This window comes from Delftia sp. JD2, from assembly GCF_001682645.1.
Classification (GTDB): Bacteria; Pseudomonadota; Gammaproteobacteria; order Burkholderiales; family Burkholderiaceae_C; genus Comamonas; species Comamonas acidovorans.
The window spans coordinates 1-10,253 of record NZ_LFJT01000105.1 but is presented as its reverse complement, the minus strand read 5'-3'; the positions used below and the strand labels follow the sequence as shown (position 1 = coordinate 10,253).

Here is a 10,253-nt window from a genome sequence, read left to right as displayed (position 1 = left end):
TCCGCCAGATCCTTGTATCAACCGACAGGCGGCCACGGCGCGGGCCATGGCGTCGGTGCCGCCGCCCGGGGCCGAGCCCACAAGCATGCGCACAGGCCGCGTGGGCCAGTCCGGTGGGGTTTGGGCCAGGGCGATGGCGGGCAGCAGGGCAGCTGCGGCCAGCAGCAGGGGGCGGCGTTGCATGTCTTGTCTCCGGTGCTTTTGTTGTGGACCCATGCTAGGCAGATGATTGATTGCCGTAAACTGAAAGTTGCTGATGAATCAATAACCTTGGGTAATCAATTCGCGGGATATTCCTATGGGCTCCATCGACCGCAGGGACAGCACGCCGCAACTGCTCAACCGCCTGCGCATGCGGCAGGTGGCGCTGATGCTGGCCATCGACCAGAAGAGCACGCTGCGCGGCGCCGCAGCCGAGCTGGGACTGAGCCAGCCGGCCGCCACCAAGATGCTGCATGAGCTGGAAAGCGCGCTGGGCCTGCCCCTGTTCGACCGCGTGGGGCGCGGCCTGCAGCTGAACGCGGCGGGCGAGCGCGTGACGGGCTACTTCCGCCACCTGCGCGGCGGCATGGAGGCGCTGAACCGCGAGCTGCAGGAACTGCGCGAGGGCAGCGCGGGGCGGCTGGCCGTGGGCAGCATCATGGCGGCCTCGCCGGGGCGGCTGACACAGGCGCTGCTGGCGCTCAAGCGCCAGTGGCCGCTGCTGTCCATCGAGGTGGCCGTGGACACCAGCGACCGGCTGCTAGCGCAGTTGCAGGACGGCGTGCTGGAGGTGGTGGTGGGCCGGCAGACCGGGCAGGCCGATCCCGCCCATCTGTTCCGCACCATAGATGACGAGGCCCTGTCCATCATCGTGGGCTGCGGCCACCCGCTGGCGCGTGCCCGCAGCGTGGGCTTTGCGCAGCTGCAGGCCCATGGCTGGGTGCTGCAGCCGCCCGGCAGTCCCATGCGCGCACTGATCGACCAGGAATTCCAGGCCCACGGCCTGCCGCTGCCGCGCGGCCTGATCGAGACGGGCTCCATCCTCACCACCATGAACCTGGTGCGCAACTCCGACCTGATCGCCGTGATTCCGCAGGCCGTGGCCCGGGACAGCGCCGCGCACGGCATGGTCCGCATCCTGCCCTATCGCATGCGCCGCAACCTGCAGGCCTACGGAAGCCTGGTGCGCCGCGACCGGCCGCTGAGCCAGGCGGCCGACAGCTTTCTGGCGCTGTTGCACGGGCAGGAGCCGCCGCCGGCATCCGCGCCCTAGCCGATGTACCGCGCCAGATGCGGGCTGACCCGCTTGCAGTAGCTCTTGCAGACGCGGCGCATCACCTGGGCAGTGTCGGTGACGCCGGGCGACGGGCTCTTGGGGTACCAGGTGGTGATGCGAAAGGAGGGCGGCGTGGGCAGCTCCAGCTCCACCAGCTCCCCGCTTTCGAGCTGCGGCGCCACCAGCATGCCGTGCATGATGGCGACGCCCAGGCCCTCGCGCACCAGCGAGACCAGGGCCGCCAGCGAGGGCGATCCCGAGATGCGCAGGTCGCTGGAGACCATGCCGCTTTGCACGGCCAGCTGCTGTGCCATGGCCACGGCCTGCTCGTAGGGGCCGGTGCCGCGCATCTGGGTCAGCAATTGCTTGCCCAGCGCCTTGTGCAGTCCATCCTTCCTGGGCACCAGGCCCCGCCTGGCAATCCAGTGCACAGGCACTTCCAGCAGGTTCTCGACCACGGCGAACTGGGGGTCCACGCCGCTGCCGGTGCGCACGATCAGGTCCAGGTCGCGCCGCATCATCTGCTCCGCCAGGTGGGTGCTCAGATCGACGGTCAGGTCCAGCTCGATGTGCGGCAGGCTGGCACCCATCGCCTTGACGAATTCGGGCAGGAAGGTGTGTACCGCCGTCTCCAGCACGCCGACCCGCAGGCGGCAGCCGATGGCGTCGTCGGACCTGGCGGCACGCTCCAGGGTGCGTGTGGCTTCGATGACGGCTTCCGCATGCCGCAGCAAGCGGGCGCCGGCATCGGTGATCTGCAGCGTCTTGCGGTCCCAGTGGAACAGGGTCACGCCCAGGTCCGACTCCAGCCCGCGTATGCGCATGGAGACGGCGCCGGGGCTGGCATGCACCAGTTCGGCCACGCGGCGCACGCTGCCGATGCGTGCCAGCAGCACAAAGGTTTCAAGAAAACGGATGTTCATGGGGAGGCTGCGCGGGCTGCAGTGGCTGTTCAGTTTTCCTGGGGGAGGCTGCGCACAATTCCTGAATGGACCGGTGGCCTGCTGCTTTTTACATTGGGGGGCATCTCCATTCAATAGAGGCTCCCCCATGACGCATTGGACCCATCCGACCGAATTCCGCCAGGAGGTGCGCGCCGGACGCTTTCGCGGGCAGACGGCCGGGCAGTGCCCCGGCTACACCCAGGGCAACCTGGCGATACTGCCGCGCGAGTGCAGCGAGGAGTTCCTGCGCTTTGCCCGGCTGAACCCCAAGTCCTGCCCGCTGATCGGCGTGACCGAGCCCGGCAGCAGCCGCGTGCCCGAGCTCGGCGATATCGATCTGAAGACCGACCTGCCCTCGTACTGGGTGTTTCGCGATGGTCACAGGGCCGAGCAGGTGAATGACCTCACGGACCTGTGGCGCGACGACCTGGTGGGCTTCGTCATCGGCTGCTCCTATTCCTTCGAGGACGCGCTGCGCGATGCGGGCGTGCCCGTGCGCCACATCGACGAGGGCCGGGGCGCGCCCATGTTCATCACCGACATTGCCAACGGCCAGGCGGGCCGGTTCGGTGGCCGGATGGTGGTCAGCATGCGGCCCATGACGGCCGCCCACGCCATCCGTGCGATCCAGGTGACTTCGCGCTTTCCCAGCGTGCATGGGGCGCCCGTGCACCTGGGCGACCCCGCGCAGATCGGCATTGCCGATATCGAGCGGCCGGACTTCGGCGAGCCCATGGCGCTCAAACCCGGGGAGATCCCCGTGTTCTGGGCCTGCGGCGTGACGCCCCAGCAGGCCATCCGCTCGGCGGCCCTGCCATTCGCCATCACGCACGAGCCGGGCCACATGCTGGTGACGGAGTTGCGCAACAGCCATCTGGCCGCGTTCTGACGGCCTGCCTGCCTGGCTTGGGGCCCGCTTCGGCGGGCCTTTTTCTTTGCGTCGCCGGCCGGCAAGGGGCCGCTCCTGTTCAGTTTTCGTGAACAGAGGGGGCGAAAACTTCTCGATGGACGCGGTCCAGGGGCACTTTTAGATTGGACGCCAGTGGTGGGCACCGGCGGAGGGCCGTGCTCCAGGCCACGGTTTTCCTGACTTCAACTTCGAGACAAACGGGTTCCGACACCATGCAAGAACGCTCCACTCCCCATGACAGGCGCTGGCAATTCTGGATAGACCGCGGCGGCACATTCACCGACATCGTGGGCAAGCGGCCCGATGGCAGCCTGGCCACGCACAAGCTGCTGTCGGAAAACCCCGAGCAGTACCGTGATGCGGCCGTGGCCGGCATCCGCCACCTGCTGGGCCTCAAGCCCGGCGAGCCGGTCACGCCGGACCTTGTGGAGTGCGTGAAGATGGGCACCACGGTGGCCACCAATGCGCTGCTGGAGCGCAAGGGCGAGCCCACGCTGCTGGTGACTACGCGGGGCTTTCGTGATGCGCTGCGCATTGCCTACCAGAACCGCCCGCGCCTGTTCGACCGGCATATCCAGCTGCCCGAACTGCTGTACAGCGAGGTGGTGGAGGCGCTTGAGCGCGTGGATGCCCATGGGCAAGTGCAGCAGGAACTGGACGTGCTGCACCTGCACACCGCGCTGCTGCAGGCCCATGCCCGGGGCCTGCGCAGCGTGGCCATCGTCTTCATGCATGGCTACCGCTACATGCGGCACGAGCAGATTGCGGCGCGCATTGCGCGGCAGGCGGGATTCACGCAGATCAGCACCTCGCACGAGACCAGCCCGCTCATGAAGTTCGTGAGCCGGGGCGACACCACGGTGGTCGATGCCTACCTCTCGCCCATCTTGCGCCGCTATGTACAGCAGGTCGCTGGCGAGATGCCGGGCGTGCGGCTGTTTTTCATGCAGTCCTCCGGCGGGCTGGCCGATGCAGGCAGCTTCCAGGGCAAGGATGCCATCCTGAGCGGGCCGGCCGGCGGCATCGTGGGCATGGCCCGCACGGCGGGGCTGGCCGGGCACGACAAGGTCATCGGCTTCGACATGGGCGGCACCTCCACCGATGTCAGCCACTACGCTGGCGCCTTCGAGCGCGAGTTCGAGACCCAGGTGGCCGGTGTGCGCATGCGCGCGCCGATGATGAGCATCCACACGGTGGCCGCCGGTGGCGGCTCGGTACTGGCCTATGACGGCTCGCGCTTTCGCGTGGGCCCGGAGAGCGCGGGCGCCAACCCCGGCCCCGTGAGCTACCGCCGTGGCGGGCCCCTGGCCGTGACCGATGCGAACGTGATGGTGGGCAAGGTCCAGCCCCGCTACTTCCCCAGCGTGTTCGGCCCGGCCGCCAACGAGCGGCTCGATGGCGAGGCCGTGCGGGCGCGCTTCGATGAACTGGCAGTGCAGACGGGGCGCAGGCCCGAGGAAGTGGCCGAAGGCTTCATCCGCATCGCCGTGCAGCAGATGGCCAACGCCATCAAGAAGATCAGCGTGGCGCGCGGCTATGACGTGACGCGCTACACGCTGCAGTGCTTTGGCGGCGCGGGTGGCCAGCATGCCTGCCTGGTGGCCGATGCCCTGGGCATGACCCGTGTGTTCGTGCATCCGCTGGCCGGCGTGCTCAGCGCCTACGGCATGGGCCTGGCGGACCAGACCGTCATCCGTGAACAGGCGATGGAGGTGGCGCTGTCTGCGGCGGCCTTGCCGCTGATCGCGGAGTCGCTGGATTCGCTGAGCGACGCGGCCAAGGCCGAGCTTGAGCGCCAGCAGGTCGGTGCCAGTCCCGTGCAGGTACGCTACAACGTGCATGTGCGCTATGAGGGCACGGATTCCGCCCTGGCCGTGCCCTTCGGCGGGCTGGACGACATTCAGGCGGCCTTCGAGTCGGCCTATCGCCAGCGGTTCGCCTTCCTGATGGCGGGCAAGGGCCTGGTGGTGGAAGCCGTTTCCGTCGAAGCCGTGATTGCGGGCGATGCGCCCAGCGAGCCGTTGCTGCAGGAGCATCCGCCGCGCGAGCATCCGCGCCGCGAAACCGTGCGCATGTACTCCGACGGTGCCTGGCATGACGCGGCCCTGGTGGTGCGCGAGGACCTGCGGCCCGGCGATGCCATTCCCGGCCCGGCCATCATCGCCGAGCGCAATGCCACCACGGTGGTCGAGCCCGGCTGGCTGGCGCGGCTCACGGCGCTGGACCATCTGGTGCTGGACCGCGTGGTCGCGCGCAAGGCCGAGTACGCGGCCGGTACCTCGGTGGACCCGGTGCTGCTGGAGGTCTTCAACAACCTGTTCATGAACATCGCCGAGCAGATGGGCCTGCAGCTGCAGAACACGGCCTACTCGGTGAACATCAAGGAACGGCTGGACTTCAGCTGCGCGCTGTTCGACGCCGAGGGCCACCTCATCGCCAATGCGCCGCACATGCCCGTGCACCTGGGCTCCATGGGCGAGAGCATCCAGACGGTGATCCGCAAGAACGCCGGGCGCATGGCCCAGGGCGATGTCTATGTGCTCAACGACCCCTACCAGGGCGGCACCCACCTGCCCGACATCACGGTCATCACGCCCGTGTACGTGGCCGACGAGGCCTCCCCCACCTTCTACGTGGGCAGCCGGGGCCACCATGCCGACGTGGGTGGCATCACGCCCGGTTCCATGCCGCCGTTTTCCACGCGCATCGAGGAAGAGGGCGTGCAGATCGACAACTTCAAGCTGGTCGATCGCGGCGTGCTGCGCGGCCAGGAGATGGTCGAGCTGCTGCAAAGCGGCGAGTACCCGAGCCGCAACCCGCACCAGAACCTGGCCGACCTGAAGGCCCAGATCGCGGCCAATGAAAAAGGCGTGCAGGAGCTGCGCAAGATGGTGGCCCAGTTCGGCCTGCCCGTGGTGCAGGCCTATATGGGCCATGTGCAGGACAACGCCGAGGAGTCGGTGCGCCGCGTCATCACGCGGCTCAGGAACGGGCAGTTCACGCTGCCGCTGGACAACGGCGCGCAGATCCGCGTGGCCGTCACCGTGGATACGGCGGGCCGCAGCGCGGTCATCGACTTCTCGGGCACCAGCGCCCAGCAGACCAACAACTTCAATGCGCCGCGCGCCGTGTGCATGGCGGCCGTGCTGTACGTGTTCCGCACGCTGGTGGACGACGACATCCCGCTCAACGCGGGCTGCCTCAAGCCCTTGAAGGTCATCATTCCCCAGGGCTGCATGCTCAACCCCAATGCACCGGCCTCGGTGGTGGCGGGCAATGTGGAGACCTCCACCTGCATCACCAATGCGCTGTTCGGCGCGCTGGGCGTGATGGCGGGCAGCCAGCCCACCATGAACAACTTCACCTTCGGCAATGCGCGCCACCAGTACTACGAAACCATTGCCGGCGGCAGCGGCGCGGGCGCGGTGCTGGACGCCGAGGGCCGGGTGGAGCGCGGGTTCAACGGCACCAGCGTCGTCCAGACGCACATGACCAATTCGCGCCTGACAGATCCGGAGGTGCTGGAGTTCCGCTTCCCCATCATGCTGGACAGCTATGCCATCCGCGAAGGCTCGGGCGGCAGCGGGCGCTGGCATGGGGGCAGCGGCGGTGTGCGGCGCGTGCGCTTCCTGGAAGCCATGACGGCCAGCATCCTGTCCAACGGACGCCTGAACCCGGCCTTCGGCATGGCGGGCGGCCAGCCGGGGCAGCCGGGCATCAACCGTGTGCTGCGCGCCGATGGCCAGGTCGAGGCGCTGGAGCACATCGGCGCCGTGCAGATGCAGCCCGGCGATGTGTTCGAGGTCTGCACGCCGGGGGGCGGCGGCTACGGAACGGCGGCCTGACACACCGCCTGCAGGGGTCTGTCCGGGTGGTGGATGAGGGCCGCCCGGCCAGGCCTGGTTCATCACCGATGCAATGCCATTGAAGGCAAGACGCTTCTGCATACCGAAGCGCAAGGAGACTGAAAAATGACAAGCCTTGACAATGCCAAGCCCCTGGCTGGCGAACAGTCGCAGGGCAGCTGGCTGGGCCAGCTCGAACCCCGGGAAAAACGCGCACTGACGGCCTCGTTCGGCGGCTACGCGGTCGATTCCTTCGACTACTACACGCTGCCCCTGGTCACGCCCATCCTGCTGTCGCTGTGGGGCATGAGCAAGACCGAGGTCGGCCTGATCGGCACCTCGACCCTGGTGGCCTCGGCCATCGGCGGCTGGATGGCCGGCATCCTGGCGGACCGATACGGGCGTGTGCGCGTGCTGCAGTGGACCATTCTCGTGTTCGCCCTTTTCACCTTCGCCTGCGGCCTGGCGCAGACGCCGGGCCAGTTGCTGCTGGCCCGCACGCTGCAGGGGCTGGGCTTTGGCGGCGAATGGGCCGTGGGCTCGGTGCTGATCGCCGAGACCATACGGCCGGCTTTCCGTGGCAAGGCGGTGGGGCTGGTGCAAAGCAGCTGGGCCATAGGCTGGGGGGCGGCCGTGCTGGTGTCCATGGCGCTGTTCTCGTTTCTGCCGCCCGAGATGTCATGGCGGGCCATGTTCCTGCTGGGTTTGCTGCCGGCCTTGCTGATCCTGTTCATCCGCCGTTCCGTCAAGGACCCCGAGGTCTACCTGAAGACCCGCGCCGCCGTGGGCCGGGGCGAGCGCAGCGGGCACTTCCTGGACATCTTCAAGGGCGGCATGCTCAAGACCACGGTGCTGGCCAGCCTGATGTTCACCGGCATGCAGGGCGGCTACTACGCCATTGCCGTGTGGCTGCCCACCTTCCTGAAGAACGAGCGCCACCTGACGGTGCTGGGCTCGGGCGGCTACCAGTTCATGTTCATCTTTGGCGCCTTTGCAGGCTACCTGTGCGGTGCCTACGCTTCCGACCGGCTGGGCCGGCGCCTGGCCTTCACGCTGTTCGCCATCGGCGCCGGCAGCCTGGCCTATGCCTATACGCTGCTGCCCATCACCGATGCCTGGATGCTGGTGCTGGGCTTTCCGCTGGGCTTTTTCATGTCGGGCATATTCAGCGGCGCCGGAGCCTTCCTGGCCGAGCTGTTCCCCAACGAACTGCGCGGCTCCGGCCAGGGCTTTTGCTACAACTTCGGCCGCGGCATCGGGGCCACCTTCCCCGCGCTGGTGGGCGTGTTCAGCGACCGGCTGGGCCTGTCGCTGGGCACGGCCATCGGCATCTGCGCCACGGCCGGCTACGTGATGGTGGTGATGTTCGCCATGTGCCTGCCGGAGACGCGGGGCCGGGATCTGGCCACGCAGTGAAGCGCTGGCCAGACCGGCCACGGCACGCTCAGTAGCTGCCCATGTAGTCGCGCTTGCCGACCTCGACGCCGTTGTGGCGCAGCAGGGCATAGGCGGTGGTCACATGGAAGAAGAACTGCGGCAGGCCGTAGTGCAGCAGATAGGCGCTGGCGCTCAGCTTCTTCTCCTTGGGCGTGCCGGGGCGCAGCACGATCTCGCGGGACTCGCTTTGCGCGAACTGCTCGGGCGCGAACGAGCCCACATGGTCCAGCGCCTTGGTGATCAGCGCCTGCAGGTCGGCAAAGCTGGTCTGCGTGTCGGGCCACGAAGGCACCTCGGCGCCGGCCAGGCGCGAGGCGATGCCCTTGGCGAAGTCCGCAGCAATCTGCACCTGGCGCACCAGCGGGAACATGTCGGGGAACAGGCGGGCCTGCAGCAGGGCGTCGGGATCGATGTTCTTCTGCGCGGCGTGTTCCTCGGCCTTTTTGAGCACGTCGGACAGTGCCTTCAGCATCTGCTGCAGGACGGGAATGGAGGCGGTGTACAGGGGGCTGGTCATTGCGGGCTCGCTAAGAATTGTGAAGGGCTGGCAATCGCATGCATCTGCATCCATCGCCAGCCGGCACAGGCTAACAGCAACTGCTTTCACTTGCCGCCTGCGCTAGCATGCGCGCCATGCAAATCCCTGAAGCCGCTCCCTCGTTCGCAGGTCTTGGCCAGGCCGGATTCGGTGCCGCCATCTTCGACATGGACGGCCTGCTCATAGACTCCGAGCCCTTCTGGAAGCGTGCCGAACGCGAGTCCTTTGCCGAGGTCGGCATCGACATCACGGCCGAGATGTCCCGCGTGACGGCGCCCATGACCACGGCGCAGGTTGCCGCGCACTGGTACGCCCACCGGCCCTGGCAGGGGCCCAGCCAGCGCGAGCTGGAGAGCCGCGTGGTCGCGCGCGTGGCGGCCCTGGTCAGCGCGCATGGGCAGGCCCTGCCCGGCGTGCGCGAAACACTGAGCGCCTGCCGCGCCCTGGGCTGGCGCGTGGCGCTGGCCTCGAACTCTCCTTTGTCTTTGTGCCACCACACCCTGGATGCGCTGGGCCTGCGGCCGGCGTTCGACACCATCGTCTCGGCCGAGCAGGTGGTGCGCGGCAAGCCCGCGCCCGACATCTACCACTTCGCGGCGCAGCGCCTGGGCGTGCCGGCCGGGCGCTGCCTGGTGTTCGAGGACTCCGTCACGGGAACACATGCGGCGCGGCAGGCCGGCATGACCGTCATCGCCGTGCCGTCCGAGGACCAGTGCTTCGACGGGGCGCAGCCTGCGCCGCACTGGGTGGTGCCCACGCTGGTGGCGCTGCATGGGGCAGCGGGCCGGTAAGGCATCCGCAGCACCCGCATCGCATGGCGCGTGCCGGCCGCAAGGGCGTTGATGAGAACCATTCTCAGTACAATCGCCGCCCGTGCCGTTCTTCTTCGTCCTGTCCGTTTCCCATGCTGGCCTGCCTGCCCGCGTCCAGACCTCCATGCAGGGAGCCTGCCCGTGAGCGCGCGCGTGCCTGGTGCGGACGATGATGCCGCTCCCTCGCTGCTGGCCCGCGTGTATGCGCGCTGGCACCAGCCTCTGCGCCGCCTGCTGGGCCGGCAGATGCGCAACCGCGAGGATGCCGAGGATGCGGTGCAGGAGGTCTTCGTGCGCTATGCGGCCTCGGGCAAGGCCCTGCCGCCCGAGGAGCAGGAACCCTATCTGCGCGTGATCGCCCGCCATGTCTCGCACGATGCCTGGCGCCGCTCGGCGGGCGCGCCGGGGCGCGAATCGGTCTCGCTGGATGAACACATGGAACTGGCGCAGCAACTGCCGGCCGGCGAAGGCTCGGACCCCCTGCAGGCGGCGCACCACCGCGAGCGGCT

At 68.2% G+C, this 10,253-nt stretch carries 8 protein-coding genes and 1 pseudogene; 6 read left to right on the top strand and 3 right to left on the bottom strand.

Translation table 11 applies throughout. The features are described from left to right. Positions 1 to 183 (bottom strand): annotated as a pseudogene (locus tag ACM14_RS29500) (hypothetical protein); the annotation flags it as partial. A gap of 115 nt (positions 184 to 298) precedes the next feature. Here ACM14_RS29500 and ACM14_RS29495 point away from each other — a divergent pair. After that, positions 299 to 1,255, top strand: coding sequence for a LysR family transcriptional regulator (locus ACM14_RS29495; protein ID WP_065348114.1), 957 nt, complete (start codon positions 299 to 301; stop codon positions 1,253 to 1,255). Here ACM14_RS29495 and ACM14_RS29490 read toward each other — a convergent pair. Then, positions 1,252 to 2,181: a LysR family transcriptional regulator gene (locus tag ACM14_RS29490; protein WP_065348113.1), complete on the bottom strand. Its 930-nt coding sequence runs from the start codon at positions 2,179 to 2,181 to the stop codon at positions 1,252 to 1,254. The two genes, ACM14_RS29495 and ACM14_RS29490, sit on opposite strands and share 4 nt — an antisense overlap. Before the next feature lie 127 nt (positions 2,182 to 2,308). On the opposite strand from ACM14_RS29490, the gene ACM14_RS29485 reads away from it, so the two are divergent. The 3 genes from ACM14_RS29485 to ACM14_RS29475 all read left to right on the top strand — a co-directional run bounded on the left by ACM14_RS29485 (position 2,309) and on the right by ACM14_RS29475 (position 8,373). Further along, entirely contained in the window at positions 2,309 to 3,091 is a 783-nt protein-coding gene (locus ACM14_RS29485) for a putative hydro-lyase (RefSeq protein ID WP_065348112.1), read from the top strand. Positions 3,092 to 3,324: 233 nt separating this feature from the next. Next, positions 3,325 to 6,957, top strand: a complete 3,633-nt coding sequence (locus tag ACM14_RS29480) for a hydantoinase B/oxoprolinase family protein (protein WP_065348111.1) — start codon at positions 3,325 to 3,327, stop codon at positions 6,955 to 6,957. A gap of 126 nt (positions 6,958 to 7,083) precedes the next feature. Next, entirely contained in the window at positions 7,084 to 8,373 is a 1,290-nt protein-coding gene (locus tag ACM14_RS29475) for an MFS transporter (RefSeq protein WP_065348110.1), read from the top strand. Positions 8,374 to 8,401: 28 nt separating this feature from the next. Here ACM14_RS29475 and ACM14_RS29470 read toward each other — a convergent pair whose 3' ends face one another. Continuing rightward, positions 8,402 to 8,911 (bottom strand): DUF1993 family protein, encoded by a 510-nt coding sequence (locus tag ACM14_RS29470; protein ID WP_012206773.1) that lies wholly within the window; start codon positions 8,909 to 8,911, stop codon positions 8,402 to 8,404. Positions 8,912 to 9,027: 116 nt separating this feature from the next. Between ACM14_RS29470 and hxpB the strand changes: the two genes are divergently transcribed. Next, positions 9,028 to 9,723, top strand: a complete 696-nt coding sequence (gene hxpB / locus ACM14_RS29465; protein WP_254662164.1) for a hexitol phosphatase HxpB — start codon at positions 9,028 to 9,030, stop codon at positions 9,721 to 9,723. 162 nt (positions 9,724 to 9,885) lie between these two features. After that, the coding region (locus ACM14_RS29460) for an RNA polymerase sigma factor (protein WP_302621882.1) at positions 9,886 to 10,253 on the top strand (368 nt) is incomplete at its 3' end.

Coding starts and splice junctions, on each gene's coding strand:
- ACM14_RS29495 (WP_065348114.1), top strand. CDS start 299: ATGGGCTCCATCGACCGCAGGGACAGCACGCCGCAACTGCTCAACCGC.
- ACM14_RS29490 (WP_065348113.1), bottom strand. CDS start 2,181: ATGAACATCCGTTTTCTTGAAACCTTTGTGCTGCTGGCACGCATCGGC.
- ACM14_RS29485 (WP_065348112.1), top strand. CDS start 2,309: ATGACGCATTGGACCCATCCGACCGAATTCCGCCAGGAGGTGCGCGCC.
- ACM14_RS29480 (WP_065348111.1), top strand. CDS start 3,325: ATGCAAGAACGCTCCACTCCCCATGACAGGCGCTGGCAATTCTGGATA.
- ACM14_RS29475 (WP_065348110.1), top strand. CDS start 7,084: ATGACAAGCCTTGACAATGCCAAGCCCCTGGCTGGCGAACAGTCGCAG.
- ACM14_RS29470 (WP_012206773.1), bottom strand. CDS start 8,911: ATGACCAGCCCCCTGTACACCGCCTCCATTCCCGTCCTGCAGCAGATG.
- hxpB (WP_254662164.1), top strand. CDS start 9,028: ATGCAAATCCCTGAAGCCGCTCCCTCGTTCGCAGGTCTTGGCCAGGCC.